Genomic DNA, 17276 nt, shown 5'->3' on the forward strand with positions numbered 1-17276 from the left:
TGCACACCACAAAACCTATTCGTAAACCACGCCGTTCATTTTTACGAAAATAAAACAGTACAACTAGAACAGCCAAAAGTGAAAGAATGACATTCCAAGGAGCCTTCACAAGCGAGAAACAGCTAAGGGTCAACCCCGTCGCCATGCTCGCGACAGTCATCCACAATGCTTCGGTCAGCTTCACTTGGACAAACGAGCTGCACTGTCCCGAATCGTAGCAATAGCCGCTGCGCGGTCTGCTCTGCCGAATACCGCACTACCAGCCACCAGCACGTTAGCCCCCGCTTCAAATACGGCTGGTGCCGTCTCCTCCGCAATACCTCCGTCTACCTCGATATGTACGTCTGGACGACCCAATTCGTTCAACCAAGCACGGATTTGTCTGATTTTATTCAACGTCTCTGGAATGAAGGACTGTCCTCCAAAGCCTGGATTGACCGTCATCACTAGAATCATATCTATATTTGGCAGCACTTCCTTGATCGCGTATGGTGAAGTACCCGGATTGAGAGCCACTCCAGCCAGAGCGCCTTGCTGCTTGATCAAGTGGAGGACACCATGCAAATGAACACACGCCTCAGCATGAACAGTGATGATATCGGCTCCTGCTTTTACGAAATCGCCAATATAACGTTCAGGATGCTCAATCATCAGATGAACATCCAAGGGAAGAGTCGTATGCGGACGAATAGCCTGAACGATCGGTGGGCCTAGTGTAATATTAGATACAAAATGTCCATCCATTACATCCACATGAATCCAGTCTGCCCCTGCTGCCTCAGCTTCCGCAACTTCACTGCCCAAGCGAGCAAAATCAGCGGATAAAATCGACGGTGCTATTTTTAACATATACTCAGTACCTCCGTTTTTTTTCTTTTAATTCCTGATAGAACTGCAAATAGCTATCATACCGTCCCTGTGAAATATGTCCTTCTTCCAGGGCCTCTCTTACTTTACAACCAGGCTCGTGAATATGGGTACACCCCCGAAATTTACATCCTTCCGCATACTGCTGAAATTCACGAAAACAGGGAGATAGTTCATCCACACCCAGCTCCAGAAAATCCAGCTGGCTAAACCCTGGCGTATCTGCTACAAACCCTCCGTTGTCTAGAGGAATCAGCTCCACATGACGAGTCGTATGTTTTCCTCGGCCCAGCTTATTGCTTATGGCGCTCGTCTCCAGCGTTAACCCAGGCTCTAGAGCATTAAGCATGGAAGACTTTCCTACACCTGACTGCCCGGAAAACACGCTGATTTGACCAGCCAATAGCTTCTTAAGCTCAGCCGTCCCTTCTCCGGTACGGGCACTGGTTACCAGCACCTCATAACCGATCTTCCGGTATATCTCCTGAACGGCCAGTACGGTGTCATCCTCTGAAGGGCTGCCTTCATACAAATCGCGCTTAGTCAGACAGATAATTGTATCCAGCCCGGCGTGCTCAATATGGACTAAAAATTTGTCCAGTAAAGGCAGGTTTAAATCCGGCTCACGCAAGGAAAACAGCAGCACGGCAAGCGTGGTATTTGCTACCGGAGGACGTATTAGCTCCGTCGTACGCTTTCTAATCTCCTTGACCATACCTTCCCCGTTTTCAGTCAGTTCGTAAACGACCCGATCACCAACAAGAGGCGTAATCTCTTTTTTCTTAAAAATGCCGCGTGCTCTGCATTGTACCGTAGCTTCGCCAGATACCGGACGCCCATCCTGATCCAGGCTGGAGACATAATAATATCCGCTAAGAGCCTTGACGATCAGACCTTCAGGCATGTGTAAGATGTCCTCCTTCATAATGTTCAAGTTTCATTGCGTATAACAGGTTGAGCATCTTCCTATTGCACGTTTACTGATACTGAACAGCCTCAATCACTTTTTCCTTCTTTTTGTGGGAAGCGTGACCTGGGTTGTTTTTATGGCTAACTGCCAACTCACTGCGCGTAGCCTCCGTGGAATTCGTTCCAGGAACAAAGGCGGAAGGGTCACCGTTACCTCCTGTGCCCTCCTGATTGTTCGAGTCGCCTCCACCGTTACCGCTATCATTAGAAGATCCCCCGCTATCACCTTCCTCGCCGTTTCCACTTCCATTCTGCGAGGAATTACCATCAGGTGTATCCGTTGGTGAAGTTCCAGCAGGTGGGGCAATTTGAGGCATCGTCACTGTTCCATTTTTCGCATCAATATAAGAGACCGGATACGTATCGATAAAGTCACCATCTCTAAATACTGAGACAACACTGTCTTTGTTCGGAGCCATTAGCAGGTTGATAGTGAACACCTGTGTCGTATTAATCGTACGGCTTCCCCATTCCTGATTTTCTCCACGTGCATCCGTATAAGTGATACGAATTTTGCTATTTTTACCCTCTTCCTTCGGTGCAACAGGCACATTAAATGGCAGCGTAATCGCTTCTGGCGGGTAACCAGTGCTTACATAAAACGTAATTTCCGTATTTGGTGGCAACTCACTGCCTGCCTCTGACGGCCATTGTTTGGTTACTCTTCCTTTTTCATGCTCATAGCTAAACTCTTCTTTAATTGAGCCAACCTTCAACCCTGCCTTTTTGACCTCATTTTCCGCTTGGTTCTGTGTTTTCCCTACGAGGCTTGGCATTTTTACAGTGTCAGCGCCCTTGCTGACTGTGAGCACAACCTGGACTGAATCCTTATCAAATGGCTCATTTGCAGCGGGTGTCTGACTAAGGACGGTCCCAACGGCCTGATCACTGAACTGCTCATTTTGCTGAATCTGCGTCTCCTTAATTTGCTGGGCGGTCAGCTGCTTAACAGCATTCTCGTAGCTTTGGCCTTTTACATCCGGCATTGGGGTGAGCGGCTTGGCAATCCCGACTTTCAGACTAATCTTGGTTCCTTCCTTGACTAAAGAATCTGCAGGATAGCTTTGATAAAATACAACTCCAGGCGCGATCCCCTCTTTGTATTCATGCTGGATTGGCTCCTCAATGAGTAATCCCGCTTTACTGAGATTAACCTTCGCTTGGTCTTCTGTTTGTGTCAATACACCTGGTACTTTTACCTCAGGCACGACAAGTACACTTTGCACATAGTACACCACTCCGCCCATGCACAGCAGTAACACCAACACTAGTGTTACCCACAAGATCGCTTTTTTTCTATTTTTCTTGGACGATTGCTTACTCGGAAGCAGTTCAGACTCACGCGGTTGGGCAGGTACATCATCCCCGTTAGAAGACATCCCTAATTGTTGAGGCTTAATAGCCGGAATAACCCGTGTTTGATCCTCATCATCCAAATGTGTAAACTCCAGCTTGGATTCATTACGCCGTCCCGGCAGCAGACAGGTTTCCAAATCTTTTAGCATTTCATCTGCCGATTGATAACGCTCTTCTGGATTTTTGCGCATGGATTTTAGAATGACATTTTCCACACTTTGCGGAATCAACGGATTAATTTTACGCGGTTCCTCAAACTCCTCTTGCAAATGCTTGAGCGCTACACTAATTGGACTTTCTCCGAGGAAAGGGAGCTGCGCCGTCAGCATTTGATATAAGACAATACCTAAAGAATATAAGTCCGATTTTTCGCCGGTGACGACACCCTTTGCATGCTCAGGTGAAAAATAATGAACAGAACCTACAACAGACCCCGTCTGGGTAATGGTCGTTGACGTAACAGCTCTAGCAATCCCAAAATCGGTTACCTTAACCCGTCCATTACGTCCAATTAATATATTATGAGGCTTGATGTCTCGGTGAATGATCTGATTTTGGTGAGCATGCTCCAGCGCATCGCAAATCTGGGAAGCAATCCGTACTGCTTCATCCACTTGCAATGGTGCACGTTCTTTAATAATCTCATTCAAATTTTTACCTTCGATGCACTCCATTACAATATAATGGATCTCATCCTCTTGGCCGACATCATAAATACTGACCACATTCGAATGCGAAAGCGAGGCCGCAGACTGCGCCTCACGCCGAAACCGGCGAATAAATTCCTCGTCATGAACAAATTGCTGGCGCAACACTTTAACTGCGACATTGCGATTCAGCAAAATGTCTTGAGCCTTATACACCAGCGCCATACCGCCGCCACCGATACGCTCAATAATTTCGTATCTTCCCCCTAGCAGGTGCCCGATCATGCGTCACACCCCTTTTCATTCAATGGAACCGTGTCATCGGGCAATTCAAACAAAGCTACAGTAATGTTATCGTCTCCTCCGGCAAGCAACGCCAGATGTAGCAGACGATCCGCACGCTCCTCCAAAGGATTCTCTGCGGCACCTACTACTTTACTGATTTGTTCTTCCGTTACCAGATTACTTAATCCGTCGCTACACAGTAACAGTACATCGCCTTTTTCCAGCGTAATGGAGTCAATATCCACTTTTACCTCGGAATCAGTGCCCAGCGCCCGTGTCAGTACATTGCGACGAGGATGGTTCTCCCGTTCTTCCTTACTGATCTGACCGTTTTTGAACAGCTCGTTAACCAAAGTATGGTCTTCTGTAAGCTGACGTACCGCTCCTTTGGAAATGACATAGGCACGACTGTCACCGATATGTCCGATAATTCCGGATGCGTCGTTTAGTAAAACCGCAACAACTGTCGTTCCCATATTATGATACTTTTCATCGCGTGCAGCCGTCTGGAAGATGACTTCATTGGCATGCAAAATAGCGTCGCTGAGCGCCGCCGTTAAAGAATGCGCGGATAATCCGCTCTCCAGCGTCGCCAAATCAGCGGCAAGTGTCTCTACCGCAAGGCGGCTGGCCGTATCACCGGCCAAATGCCCCCCCATACCATCGGCAACAATCCCAAGAATATAGCCTTGCTCTAAGTGCCTGATCCAGGCAGAATCCTCATTCACCGAACGTACACGTCCGACATGGCTGACATGAACTGTTTTGATCAAATGGTTTCACCCCAACTCCATATGCTTTGCACGCAACTGACCGCAGGCAGCGGCAATATCGTGACCCTGTTCACGCCGGATCGTCACATTGACGCCTTTTTCGGCAAGAATACGTTGAAAATTAAAAATATCGCTACGCGATGTGCGCACATACTTGCGCTCAGGCACATGGTTGACTGGAATCAAATTGACGTGACACAGCATGTCCTTTAACACATCCGCTAGCTCTTCAGCATGTTCTGCCTGATCGTTTACCCCACCAATCAGGGCATATTCAAACGAAATTCTCCGCCCTGTCTTAGCAAGATAGTAACGTAGAGAATCCATAACATCCTTGAAAGGATAACGCCGATTTACAGGCATTAGCTTCGACCGAAGTGCATCATTAGGCGCATGAATGGATATTGCCAGATTAATCTGGGTATCCTCGTCGGCAAATTTATAAATATTCGGTACAATACCGCTGGTCGACACTGTGATATGACGTTGACCAATGTTCAGACCTTTTTCATGAACCATTGTACGCAAAAACGTCATGGTCGCTTCATAATTTTCAAAAGGCTCGCCCGAGCCCATAATCACGATGCTGCTCACTCGTTCATTCGTTTTATCCAAAATTTTCTGAGCCTGTACTACCTGTGCAGTAATTTCACCAGCTGTCAGGTTCCGTTTGAGGCCTCCAAGCGTCGAAGCGCAGAAAGTACAACCAATCCGGCAACCCACTTGCGTCGTTACACAAATACTGTTTCCGTAATTGTGTCTCATAATGACCGTTTCAATGGCATGATCATCATGCAAACCGAACAGGAATTTTACTGTACCGTCCTTCGATTCCAACTTTGTAATTTCACTAAGCGTCACAAAACTAAATTGCTCCTCAAGCTTCTCTCTCAGCGACTTGGACAAATTCGTCATCTCGCTGAAATCATTGACCCGCTTCACATACAGCCAGTCAAAAATTTGTCCTCCACGAAAAGCAGGCTCGCCATTGCTCTTGGCCCAGTCCTGAAGCTCCTCCAAAGTTAAATCATATATAAAAGGTTTCATCAATGTTTGCACCCGTTCCTTCTTCATTAAGTTCTGTTTGATCGCAGATCGTATTTTTCATTCTTCCTATTTTAGCACAAATCCCTGAGGGGGTAAAAATTTTTCGTCTTCATGCAAAAAACCGCCGGAAATGTTCCGGCGGAATGTAGAAATACTGGTGGGCAGCTGCCTTGGATTCTCTTCCGCGCTATTTCACCCGACGCAGGCGCGCGATATAAAATCCGTCGCTGTGGAAATGCTGCGGTAACAGCTGTACCGAGCCTGCCTGTATACTATCCTTTTCGCGTCTCACGTCCGGGAAGGAATGACCCTCTGCCAATTCATACTCTGGATGTTCGCTTAAAAACCGAGTCGTTTGTCCTTCATTTTCGTCCGGCTCAATCGTGCATGTGCTGTAGACCAGAATACCACCTGGCTTCAACAGTCCCGCCACACTATCCAGCAGCTCATGCTGAAGCTGTGTAATGTCGCGAACATCCTGCGCAGTTTTACTCCAACGCAGGTCCGGTTTACGACGAATTACTCCAAAGCCAGAGCATGGCGCATCCAGCAAAATACGGTCAAAAGAAGCTGGAGCATATCGTTCCTTCAGTTCTAGCGCATCACCAGTGACTGTTTCCACGGTATCCAGGCCAAGTCGATTAGCCTGTTCGCGGATTAATTGATGCTTATGGGCATGCAGATCATTTGCAACGATCCGGCCGCGATCTTTCATCAGCTCAGCCATATGAGCTGTTTTGCCGCCTGGAGCGGCACAGCAATCCAGTACCAGCATGCCGGGCTCAGGAGCGACTGCTTCGGCAACGAGCATAGAGCTTTCATCCTGTACGGACAGCAAGCCGTCCGTATACCACGAGGTAAGCGCCATATTGCCACCGCTACGAACAACAATCCCATAGGGACTAACTGCCGAAGGAACGGCATCAAGTCCTTTTGAGCGCATCTCGTCCAGCAGCTGATCACGGCTGGTCATTGTCGTATTCACCCGTACGCTGACCGCAGGGGGCTCATTATTAGCCTGACAGATAGCCTCAGCAGTATCTGCACCGTATTGCTTAATCCAACGCTTAACCAGCCACTGTGGATGAGAATGTACTAATGAAATCCGTTCCTCTGGTGACAAATCGTCAGGAATACGCAGCTTGTCCGGCTCACGCAGCATGCTGCGGAGCACGCCGTTGACCATACCAGAAATCCCCTGATGTCCACGACGCTTGGCAATGGTCACCGCTTCACTAACGACTGCATGATCCGGAACTCGATCCAGATACACCACCTGATACACACTCATCCGCAGCAGCGAACGTACCCAAGCCTGAAGCTTGGCCGTTCCTTTTTGAACAAATTTATTCAAAAAATAATCTAGTGTATTTCGGCGTGCGACTGTACCGTATACAAGTTCCGTCGCCAAACCAGCGTCACTTGCAGATAAACCTGCCTGCTGAAGTCGACGATTCAACTCAAGATTGCTATACGCACCCTCTTGCTCCACACCGGTCAACACATCAAGTGCAACTTCCCGCGCCGTCTGTTTGCGAGTATTGCCGGATCTGGCACCCACTCCCCTGCCTTGGCCTCCCTGACGGGAGTGACTCCCGCTCATCCGAGCACCGTGCCTGGCTTCATCTGTCCGCCGCGCGCAAAGGTTCCGGCATCCATAACCTTTTTGCCAGCCGGTTGAACCTGAGTCAGCCAAAGAGTTCCTTCGCCTGTCTGCACCTCAATGCCACGAGCGGTCAATTGAAGAACCGTTCCGGGTGCTGGAGCATTTGAGCCACTCACTTCATTATTTATGAAAGGCTGCTCAGCAGCCCATATTTTAAAAACATTTTCCTCCCAAAGCGTAAACGCGCCCGAAAAAGGAACAAGGCCGCGGATCCGGTTGTATATCTGCTGTGCATTGTCACTCCACGAAATACGCTCATCGTCGCGGTTCAGATTCGGAGCATAGGTCGCCTCGTCCTCGTTTTGCGGCGTACGGTCTGATTGCCCTGCCAGCAATTTAGGCAGCTCGCCCTGCAAAAGCTTTGCTCCAGCTACGCTTAGTTTTTCAAAAATCGTACCGGAGGTATCCTCCGGCTCTATAGCAACCTCAACTCGCGATATCATATCGCCGGTATCTAATCCTTCCGCCATATACATCAGCGTCACACCCGTCACAGTCTCACCGTTAATAATCGCACGCTGGATCGGTGCACCTCCCCGATAACGGGGAAGTAACGAACCATGCACATTCAGACAGCCGAAACGAGGTAGGTCTAGTACGGATTTTGGCAAAATTTGCCCATAGGCTGCGGTTACGATCAGATCAGGACGCAACTCCGCCACCTGAGCCACCGCTTCTGGCTGGCGCAGGCGGGTCGGTTGCAGTACAGGTAATCCGCGTTTTTCTGCCGCTTCCTTAACTGGTGTAGGCGTCAATATTTTTTTCCGCCCCTGTGGCTTATCGGGCTGTGTAATTACACCGACCACGTTATAACCGTTATCCAGTAACATGTTCAACGATGGCACTGCAAACTCAGGCGTACCCATAAAGATAATACGAATGTCTTGACTCATCGAACCTCACTCTCCTATCTGACGGTTCGGTCCTGGCTGTTCCAGCGCAACCTCATATACTTTTTCTGCAATATCCGTGAACAAAATTCCATTTAAATGGTCGATTTCATGCTGAAAAGCACGAGAAAGCAACCCTGTCGCTGTAACGGTAATGGCCTTACCCTCGCGGTCCAGTCCCTTGACTGTAACTTTCTCGGCACGACGCACATCCCCGTTCAACCCTGGTATACTCAGGCAGCCTTCAGGACCCAATTCCTCCCCTTCTTCGGCCACGATTTCTGGGTTGATCATTTTAATCAAACCATGTTCATCTCCAGCATCTACAACGATGAGACGCTTCAAAATACCTACTTGCGGAGCAGCAAGACCCACACCCTCCGCTTCATACATCGTATCTGCCATATCGTCGAGCAGCTTTTGCACGTTAGGCGTAATTTTAGTGACTTCCTTTGCTACTTTGTGCAATACGTCATCCGGCTCCAACACTATAATTCTAATTGACATGACAACAGAACACCTTCCTCTTTATCCTTTTTCCTTCGTTTAGGCTTAACTGTATACATCACAAACGCGACTGCTACATTATCCTATGTACGGACGACTTGTCCGCATTAATTGTGCTAATAACTTTTGTGGCAACGCTCTACATAAGCATTTGCGGATCAACATCCAGACTAATCAGCAACTTTTGCGCCTGTGCGGATTCGGCCATTTCATCAGCTACTTGCTGAGCCAAACTAATCGCGTCGATATTTCCACGCCATTTTATCATACATTGAAATCGGTATCTATTCTTGATTCTCGAAATGGGTGAAGCTACTGGCCCCAAAATGTCGAGTACATCCGATGTAAGACGATCCATATTCCCGAACCAGCCTCGTTGTCTGGCCCGTCCCTGTAGTGTTGCTGAATAATTCTCTGCCAGCCGGACCAGCACAGGGAGTTGTTCATGAGAAAAGGTTACCAAAATAAGACGGCAATATGGTGGATAGTGCAAATTGCGGCGGTGTTTCAATTCTTCCCTCACAAAAGAAGCATAATCATGGCGACTTGCGTGAATCACCGAATAATGCTCTGGAGTATAGGATTGTACGAATACTTCCCCTGGCAATTGATGTCTCCCAGCACGCCCAGCTACTTGTGTTAACAGCTGAAATGTCTTTTCCGCAGCCCGAAAATCCGGTAAATTGAGAGCCGAATCCGCAGTAATGACACCAACCAGTGTCACATCGGGAAAGTCCAGGCCTTTGGCAACCATTTGAGTACCGAGCAGTACGTCCGCTTTTTTATCACGAAATTGCTTGAGAAGCTTTTCGTGGGCATTTTTTTCTGTCGTTGTATCAACATCCATTCGAACAACACGTATACCAGGGAATAGCTTTGCCAGCTCTTCTTCCACTCGCTGGGTACCTGTACCGAAATAGCGAATATGCTCACTACCGCATTCAGGGCAAGTCTGAGGCACGGGCTCGGAATAACCACAGTAATGGCAACGTAAATTGTTCGACCGCTGATGATACGTAAGCGAAATATCACAATGCGGACAGCCCGCCACATAGCCACAGCTACGGCACATGACGAATGTGGAGTGTCCACGCCGATTCAACAGGAGCACCGTCTGCTCCTTACGCTCTAACCGCTCTGCAATCCCATTATGCAACGCACGGCTAAACATAGAACGGTTGCCAGCACGCAGTTCCTCACGCATATCCATGATATGTACTTCGGGTAACGTGTTCCCCAATGCGCGAGTTGGCATTTCAAGCAGCAACGGCGCAAACTCGTCGTTGCTTTGTGAGCGAGCCGCATAGTAGCTTTCCAGCGACGGTGTAGCCGAGCCGAGAATAACGACAGCCCCATGCTGATGGGCTCTGCGAATGGCGACATCACGCGCGTGGTATTTAGGTGTCTCTTCCTGCTTATAGGACGTTTCGTGCTCCTCATCCATAATAATAAGACCTAACTCACGAAAAGGCGCAAATACTGCCGAGCGAGCACCAATCGCCACTTTCACACGGCCTTCACGTATTTTGCGCCACTCATCGTACCGTTCTCCTCCAGACAACCTACTGTGCATCACTGCTACCTGATCGCCGAACCGACCTTTAAAACGCTCAACCATTTGTGGGGTTAACGATATTTCAGGTACCAGCACAATGGCCTGCCGATTCTGCTCGATACAACGCTGAATCGTCTGTAGATAGATTTCCGTCTTACCGCTCCCTGTGACTCCATGCAACAAATAAGCTCCTTGCTCACGCGTGTCCAGCTGGCGAATAATCCGTTCATACACCGACTGCTGCTCTGCTGTGAGAGGGAGTGGCTCTGTAGGCTTGAAGTGTCTGCCCCGGTACGGGTCACGGAACACTTCAACATCCTCCAGCAACACATAGCCCTTATCTTCCAGCGCCTTAACCGTTGCAGCAGACACACTCAATGAGGTCATGACTTCCTTGAGCGACAGAGGCAGAAACTCGCTACGTTCCAGCAAAAAAGCAAGTACCTCCCGCTGACGCTGTGCTTTGGCGGAAAATTGCTCCAGTACCGTTGATGCCTCGTCTATGCCGATAGCCAGATCAACGGATTTCATGGTCTTTTTGCCAAGTTTGTCTTTAATAACTTGACTTTCCTGAAGCACACCCCGGCGTAACAGTGATTTAATAACCTCCGCTTCCTCAGGGAAACGTCGACTGAGTTGCTGCAATGGGACTTGCTCCTTCTCCTGAATGAAGCTGACAATCCGACGCTCTGTCGGATCACTCATACCATCGTCGGTCAGAAGTGCCCATTCGAACTCATCGCCCTGATTCGGTTGTATACTACGCTGTGGATGTGTTAACTCATGCTGTTCCGCAATTGAGATATAACGTTCAGCCTTGCCTTTGAGCGCGGTAGGAATCATCACTTGCAATGCCATAATTTGATTACAAGCATAACGTTCGCTCATCCATTTGCCCAGTTCGACTAGGTCGGCAGATAAGGGTGGTACCAAATCCAGCAACTCCTGGATCGCTCTCATCCTGTATTTCGGTGGTTCCTCAGCTGGGACTACCGAGATGACAAAAGCCTGCACCGTCCGTTTGCCAAATGGCACAGCTACCCGGCTACCCGGCTCAATCCAAGGTCTCATTGAATCCGGTATCAGATAATCGAAGGTGCGGTCCGTATCCTTGGCAGGTACATCGACAATGACCTTGGCAACTAAATTGCCCGTCTCCATTAATGCAGCACCCCACCCATGCGTCCCGCGGCTAAAGTAAGCAACTTACGCGCAACTTCTTCCTTTGACTGAACAGGAATACGCTCTACAATCCCGCTTCGGTCATAAATTTGAATAGCATTCGTATCGACGCCAAAACCAGCACCATTCACAGTTACATCGTTTGCCGCGATCAAATCACAATTTTTACGTTCTAATTTATCTATTGCATACTTCTCCAAATGTTCAGTTTCAGCTGCAAAGCCAATTAAAAATTGATGTTTCTTACTCCGTCCGAGTGATTCTAGAATATCGACGTTCTTCACTAACTCTAGCGTAACTACACTATCTTTTTTCTTGATCTTGGTCTGTGCTGTCTCACGTGGTCGATAATCTGCAACTGCAGCAGCCATAACGACCATATCGCTCGTTTCCCATTGTTTTAATACAGCAGCGTACATGTCTTCAGCCGACTGGACTCTTTCAAGCATGATACCAGCAGGCGGTTCCGCACTGGTATTGGCAGCAATCAAGTGCACCTCTGCCCCCATCTCTTGAGCCACTTTTGCAATGGCGAAGCCCATTTTTCCAGATGAATCATTTGTGATATAACGCACTGGATCAATTCGCTCGATCGTGCCTCCAGCCGTTACAATGACTTTTTTGCCTGAAAGCACCGATTCATTCTCTTTCACAAGTGACTCAGGCACTTGAGCCTCCATAGATTCGCCACCAAACCATCGGGGTTCAGACTTAATGTTGTTTTTTTGTTCCTGGGCTTGCTGATCAAAAAAGTGCTCTATGGTTTGCACAATTGTGTCCGGCTCTTCCAAACGTCCTTTGCCAACGTAACCGCAAGCCAGTAATCCTTCACCAGGCTCAATCATCTTCACGCCACGTGATACAAGCGTCTCCATATTTTGCATGACTGCCGGATGAGTGTACATATGTACATTCATCGCAGGTGCCACCATAATAGGCGCTGTTGTAGCCAACAACGTTGTAGACAACATATCATCAGCAAGGCCATGCGCCATTTTTCCGATAATATTCGCAGTTGCAGGTGCAACAAGCACCAAATCAGCCGCATCTGCCAGATGAATATGGGATACGACGGACGGCTCTCTTTCATCAAACGTATCACTGTACACCGGATTACGAGAGAGCGACTGCAGCGTAAGCTCGGTAATAAACTCCTTGGCAGAGGCTGTCATAATCACATGAACATCGGCGCCCTTTTGTGTCAACCTACTACATAACGCAGCCCCTTTGTAAGCAGCAATTCCACCGGTTATACCAAGAATAATAACTTTCCCCTTCAACATCGTTAACTCCCCCTGACCTAAAAAAATAACAACCTTGCGGTTGTCAAAGGAATTGGCATTGCGCCCGGTTATAATAGTTGTGTATAATTCTTACTCGTCTTCGCCGCTTTCAAGACGCAGATGATCCGCGTAAATCTCTTCCAACGCCACTCCAACCTGTTTGTGGGATTTAGGATTCTTGAGAGTCGTCTTTTCACCCTCGCGCAACTGTCTGGCACGACGTGAAGCCGCTACAACCAACGAATACTTACTATCTGCCTTTTTCATCATTTCATCAATGGAAGGATACAGCACGAATAGACACCTCTTCATGTAGTTTTAGGACTGTATAAGCTGAACTCCAGTGTACACCTTCAAGCTCAGCTTATACAGTATTATTTCTCTTTAGGTACGCTTGGCATATGTAAAGCCCTCGATTAAGGATGAACCTTACAATGTTCGGCGATAATAATGGATTCTATTCGTTTACAAGCGAAATCAATCTCATCATTGACGACCGCATAATCATAGTGACGCAACAGATTCATTTCATCCACAGCTACCGACATACGGTGGTCTATGGTCGCTTGAGTTTCTGTGCCCCGTCCCCGGATTCTATCCTTTAATTCATCTAGCGAAGGCGGAAGCAGAAAAATGAATATGCCTTCTGGAAATTTTTCTTTAACCTTTAGTGCTCCCTGAACCTCAATCTCCAGAAAAATATCTTTTCCCTGCGCAAGCGTCTGATCTACAAAATCACGTGGAGTACCATAATAGTTCCCTACATACTCAGCATACTCCAGCATTTCATCTCGTTCAATCATACCCAAAAATTCTTCACGCGTTTTAAAAAAATAGGTCACTCCATCCTGTTCGCCCGAACGAGGTGTTCGAGTTGTAGCAGAAACGGAGTACGTTATCTCTGGTAGCTTGTCACGCAATGCGTTGCCTACCGTCCCTTTACCGACACCCGAAGGTCCGGATATTACAAATAATAATCCCTTAGCCATAGTACACTCCATTTTTATTCGTCATTGTCATCATCTTTAGTGGATAGGCGATGAGCGACCGTCTCCGGCTGCACCGCAGACAGGATTACATGATCACTGTCTGTAATAATAACAGCCCGCGTCCGGCGGCCATAGGTAGCATCAATTAGCATATGACGGTCCCTGGCTTCCTGTATAATCCGCTTGATCGGAGCAGACTCCGGACTGACGATGGAGATAATTCGGTTGGCCGACACGATATTGCCGAAACCAATATTGATCAATTTGATTGCCATATTCAGGTCTTTCCCCCTATACATGTGACTCTTGCAGCCGTGCCGCTACCAGGTAGCTACTCAATATTTGCAGCCTGCTCACGAATTTTCTCGAGCTCTGCTTTCATCTCAACGACCAAATTAACCAATGTGAGATGATTAGCCTTGGAGCCGATCGTGTTGACTTCTCTGTTCATTTCCTGGATTAAAAAATCTAATTTGCGACCGGCCGGCTCGTCCGATAGCAGCAACCCCTTGCACTGCTCAAAGTGACTTTGAAGCCGGGTAAGTTCCTCATCAATATTGCTGCGATCCGCGAATAACGCAATCTCCATTCCGAACTTATGTTCATCAAGCGTAAATGAACCGTCCTGAAGCTCTTTAAGCCTGTGTTTCAGCCTGTTACGGTAGTCGCTCACAACATGAGGAGCCAGCACCGTCATTTCATGATGCAGGGATTCCAGACGTAAAATACGGGATTTCACATCTTGCGCCAAATGTCCGCCTTCTCGCCTTCTCATCTCCAGTAAACCTTGCAAAGCTTCATTCAAAGCTCGCTGTAGTTGCTCTTCCCAGTCCTCTTCGTCTCCATGGAAAGCCTCTCCAGGCTCACCCAGAACGTCAGGCAAAGCAAGAATATCGCTTATCCCTAACGTTCCTTTCACTCCATAACGATCCGCCAGCTGCTCCGCTGCATGCAGGTAAGCCTGCACCACAGTGTCATTCAACCGCGCGGCGGGCATCTGTTCTTCATCACGTTCCCTGTGGATAAAGACATCGATACGACCGCGTTTAATCTGCTGTTGAACCGTTCTTCTCAAGCCATCTTCGTAACGAGTCCATTCGCGCGGAATTCTCATCATCACTTCGCAATAGCGGTGATTCACCGATTTCAATTCCAAGCGCACCTTATAGCCCTCATAATGAAGAATGGCTTGACCGTATCCGGTCATACTCAATGACATCGGCATCACATCCATTATACTATTGTAATTGATTATTATAGTCGAAACAAGGGGGCCTGTACGCGGCCTGATTTTTGCCATACGTATGAAGTCAGTTCAGCTGTCATTTCATAGAACATAAATGGAGTCATAAAATAGATACCATTAAAATGTTCCATTGCCGTATCGAGTAACTCCTTGGCAATAGACACGCCCATTGCACGTCCTTCTGGACCCTCAAGACCAGACATGCGTGCACGCACCTCATCGGATAACTGAATGCCTGGTACTTCATTGTGCAAGTATTCTGCATTGCGTCCACTAGCCAGCGGCATAATACCGATAAAAATCGGTACTTCCAAATGTCGTGTCGCTTCCGCGATGGCTGCAATCAACTCGTGGTCGTATACGGGCTGAGTCATAACATAGTCGGCTCCGGAGGCAATTTTCTTCTCCAACCGCTGTACGGCTTTACCCAAATGCTTGACGTTAGGATTAAATGCGGCACCTACCACAAAATTAGCTTTCTGCTTCAGTGGCTTACCGGAAAATGCGACACCATCATTTAATTGCTTGATCATACGTATGATTTCAAAAGAGGTCATATCATACACCGAACTGGCTCCTGGCAAATCACCGAACCGCGCTGGATCTCCAGTAACCGCCAGTACATGGTCAATACCGAGTGCGTCAAAACCCATCATGTGGGATTGAGTACCAATCAGATTGCGATCACGACATGCTATATGAATTAATGGACGCAAGCCTGTTTCAATACTGACCAAATGTCCAAGCGCCATGTTGCTCATGCGAGTGACTGCAAGCGAGTTGTCAGCCAGTGTAAGCGCGTCGGCCCCGGCTTTCTTCAACGCATGAGCACCTTGCATAAACCTCGTAATGTCCAGATCGCGCGGAGGATCCAGTTCTACAATGACCGTATGTCGTTCCTTTACCAGATCCACGATGTTGGGCTCACTGGTATGTCTGCCATTTCCTCGTTCCCCTTCATCTGCAATCCGCTCCGCCACTTGAAAGGACTCTTTCGACAAAGCTTCTTTTGAAGCAAGAGGAGGCGGTTGCAAACGGTTCAAGGCTTTGGATATAGCAGCAATATGATCCGGTGTAGTTCCGCAGCAACCACCGAGCAGCCTCGTTCCCAGGTCTACAAAGGATTTGGCACATTCTCCAAAATATTCAGGTGATGCACCGTATACATAGTGACCGTCCACATAATCTGCTAGTCCCGCATTCGGATATACGGACAACGGTACAGACAAAGGGCCTTCCAGTTGCTCCATTACACTCATAATTCCCTGCGGACCCGAGTGACAGTTAAATCCAAGGATGTCTGCCCCCTCATTACGCAGCACCGAAAAAGCTTCCGCAACTAAAAAACCATCCTGAGTACGACCAACCTGATCGACCGCAAACTGACAAATTACCGGAATATCACTGTATTTACGTACACTGTGAAGCGCTATGCGTATTTCATCCAGTGAATAAAACGTTTCGCACAAAATACCGTCGACTCCTTCGGAGAGAAGAGCATCAATTTGCTGCTCATAGTTTCTTGCCAGCTCCAGCTTTGATATGTTAAGCCGTTTGCCCCCACATATGGAACCCACTGCACCTACCACATAATGTTCAGGTCCGGCCGCATTTCTGGCAATTCTCACACCAGCACGATTGATCTCTTCTACCTTAGATTCCAGTCCAAACCGGGCTAACTTATAATCATTTGCAGAAAATGTATTAGTCTCCAGCAATCGAGCTCCTGCACTTAAATATTGACTATGCACGTCTGATATAACATCAGGCGAAGTGATGTTCAGTTCTTCGAAAGACGTATTTACTGGAAATCCTAGCTGATATAAAAAAGTCCCCATTGCGCCGTCTCCGACAATAATTTCACGATTCAGCACAGTACGCAAATCCGGTTTCATGTCCTCTGCTCCACCCCGCTCTTTATTTTCATACTAATGTAACATAAAGAGACTTCAAACATAAGCCAAAAACAAAAAAAGCCGCCCCTCTCCCCGACAATATGATATCAGGAGTGGAG

15 protein-coding genes are annotated in these 17276 nt (G+C 47.9%); all 15 read right to left on the reverse strand.

Translation table 11 applies throughout. The annotated features are described in order from the left end of the window. Positions 1–180: 180 nt before the first annotated feature. The 15 genes from rpe to NSQ68_RS15745 all read right to left on the reverse strand — a co-directional run bounded on the left by rpe (position 181) and on the right by NSQ68_RS15745 (position 17157). The gene (gene rpe, locus NSQ68_RS15675) at positions 181–849 is read right to left on the reverse strand and encodes a ribulose-phosphate 3-epimerase (RefSeq protein WP_342426472.1); all 669 of its coding nucleotides are present in this window, start codon (positions 847–849) and stop codon (positions 181–183) included. A 4-nt stretch (positions 850–853) separates the two neighbouring features. Then, on the reverse strand, positions 854–1771 hold the full coding sequence (gene rsgA / locus NSQ68_RS15680; protein ID WP_342426473.1) for a ribosome small subunit-dependent GTPase A: 918 nt from the start codon (positions 1769–1771) through the stop codon (positions 854–856). Positions 1772–1844: 73 nt separating this feature from the next. Further along, the gene (gene pknB, locus NSQ68_RS15685; RefSeq protein WP_342426474.1) at positions 1845–4124 is read right to left on the reverse strand and encodes a Stk1 family PASTA domain-containing Ser/Thr kinase; all 2280 of its coding nucleotides are present in this window, start codon (positions 4122–4124) and stop codon (positions 1845–1847) included. Then, positions 4121–4897, reverse strand: a complete 777-nt coding sequence (locus tag NSQ68_RS15690) for a Stp1/IreP family PP2C-type Ser/Thr phosphatase (RefSeq protein WP_307346504.1) — start codon at positions 4895–4897, stop codon at positions 4121–4123. Before NSQ68_RS15690 ends, pknB begins: the two co-directional genes overlap by 4 nt. Positions 4898–4903: 6 nt before the next feature. Continuing rightward, positions 4904–5944, reverse strand: a complete 1041-nt coding sequence (gene rlmN, locus NSQ68_RS15695) for a 23S rRNA (adenine(2503)-C(2))-methyltransferase RlmN (RefSeq protein ID WP_342426475.1) — start codon at positions 5942–5944, stop codon at positions 4904–4906. A 187-nt stretch (positions 5945–6131) separates the two neighbouring features. Then, on the reverse strand, positions 6132–7547 hold the full coding sequence (rsmB, locus tag NSQ68_RS15700; protein ID WP_342426476.1) for a 16S rRNA (cytosine(967)-C(5))-methyltransferase RsmB: 1416 nt from the start codon (positions 7545–7547) through the stop codon (positions 6132–6134). Further along, positions 7544–8503: a methionyl-tRNA formyltransferase gene (gene fmt / locus NSQ68_RS15705; RefSeq protein ID WP_029517202.1), complete on the reverse strand. Its 960-nt coding sequence runs from the start codon at positions 8501–8503 to the stop codon at positions 7544–7546. Before fmt ends, rsmB begins: the two co-directional genes overlap by 4 nt. A gap of 6 nt (positions 8504–8509) precedes the next feature. Further along, positions 8510–9007: a peptide deformylase gene (gene def, locus NSQ68_RS15710; RefSeq protein WP_013310890.1), complete on the reverse strand. Its 498-nt coding sequence runs from the start codon at positions 9005–9007 to the stop codon at positions 8510–8512. A 139-nt stretch (positions 9008–9146) separates the two neighbouring features. Next, positions 9147–11723 carry a primosomal protein N' gene (gene priA / locus NSQ68_RS15715; RefSeq protein ID WP_342426477.1) on the reverse strand — a complete coding sequence of 859 codons (2577 nt, stop codon included), beginning with the start codon at positions 11721–11723 and terminating at the stop codon, positions 9147–9149. Then, positions 11723–13027 carry a bifunctional phosphopantothenoylcysteine decarboxylase/phosphopantothenate--cysteine ligase CoaBC gene (gene coaBC / locus NSQ68_RS15720; RefSeq protein ID WP_342426478.1) on the reverse strand — a complete coding sequence of 435 codons (1305 nt, stop codon included), beginning with the start codon at positions 13025–13027 and terminating at the stop codon, positions 11723–11725. Before coaBC ends, priA begins: the two co-directional genes overlap by 1 nt. 90 nt (positions 13028–13117) lie before the next feature. Beyond that, positions 13118–13321: a DNA-directed RNA polymerase subunit omega gene (gene rpoZ / locus NSQ68_RS15725; protein ID WP_013310893.1), complete on the reverse strand. Its 204-nt coding sequence runs from the start codon at positions 13319–13321 to the stop codon at positions 13118–13120. Positions 13322–13443: 122 nt separating this feature from the next. Beyond that, positions 13444–14016: a guanylate kinase gene (gmk, locus tag NSQ68_RS15730; RefSeq protein WP_013310894.1), complete on the reverse strand. Its 573-nt coding sequence runs from the start codon at positions 14014–14016 to the stop codon at positions 13444–13446. 14 nt (positions 14017–14030) lie between these two features. Then, positions 14031–14291, reverse strand: a complete 261-nt coding sequence (locus tag NSQ68_RS15735; protein WP_005548256.1) for a DUF370 domain-containing protein — start codon at positions 14289–14291, stop codon at positions 14031–14033. A 56-nt stretch (positions 14292–14347) separates the two neighbouring features. Continuing rightward, entirely contained in the window at positions 14348–15235 is an 888-nt protein-coding gene (locus NSQ68_RS15740) for a YicC/YloC family endoribonuclease (protein WP_307346526.1), read from the reverse strand. 35 nt (positions 15236–15270) lie between these two features. After that, a complete protein-coding gene (locus NSQ68_RS15745) occupies positions 15271–17157 on the reverse strand; it encodes a bifunctional homocysteine S-methyltransferase/methylenetetrahydrofolate reductase (protein WP_342426479.1) in 1887 nt (628 codons plus the stop codon). Positions 17158–17276: the final 119 nt, after the last annotated feature.

This window comes from Paenibacillus sp. FSL L8-0158 (assembly GCF_038592965.1).
Classification (GTDB): domain Bacteria; phylum Bacillota; class Bacilli; order Paenibacillales; family Paenibacillaceae; genus Paenibacillus; species Paenibacillus polymyxa_D.

Coding starts and splice junctions, on each gene's coding strand:
- rpe (WP_342426472.1), bottom strand. CDS start 849: ATGTTAAAAATAGCACCGTCGATTTTATCCGCTGATTTTGCTCGCTTG.
- rsgA (WP_342426473.1), bottom strand. CDS start 1,771: ATGCCTGAAGGTCTGATCGTCAAGGCTCTTAGCGGATATTATTATGTC.
- pknB (WP_342426474.1), bottom strand. CDS start 4,124: ATGATCGGGCACCTGCTAGGGGGAAGATACGAAATTATTGAGCGTATC.
- rlmN (WP_342426475.1), bottom strand. CDS start 5,944: ATGAAACCTTTTATATATGATTTAACTTTGGAGGAGCTTCAGGACTGG.
- rsmB (WP_342426476.1), bottom strand. CDS start 7,547: ATGAGCGGGAGTCACTCCCGTCAGGGAGGCCAAGGCAGGGGAGTGGGT.
- fmt (WP_029517202.1), bottom strand. CDS start 8,503: ATGAGTCAAGACATTCGTATTATCTTTATGGGTACGCCTGAGTTTGCA.
- def (WP_013310890.1), bottom strand. CDS start 9,007: ATGTCAATTAGAATTATAGTGTTGGAGCCGGATGACGTATTGCACAAA.
- priA (WP_342426477.1), bottom strand. CDS start 11,723: ATGGAGACGGGCAATTTAGTTGCCAAGGTCATTGTCGATGTACCTGCC.
- coaBC (WP_342426478.1), bottom strand. CDS start 13,027: ATGTTGAAGGGGAAAGTTATTATTCTTGGTATAACCGGTGGAATTGCT.
- gmk (WP_013310894.1), bottom strand. CDS start 14,016: ATGGCTAAGGGATTATTATTTGTAATATCCGGACCTTCGGGTGTCGGT.
- NSQ68_RS15735 (WP_005548256.1), bottom strand. CDS start 14,291: ATGGCAATCAAATTGATCAATATTGGTTTCGGCAATATCGTGTCGGCC.
- NSQ68_RS15740 (WP_307346526.1), bottom strand. CDS start 15,235: ATGTCATTGAGTATGACCGGATACGGTCAAGCCATTCTTCATTATGAG.
- NSQ68_RS15745 (WP_342426479.1), bottom strand. CDS start 17,157: ATGAAACCGGATTTGCGTACTGTGCTGAATCGTGAAATTATTGTCGGA.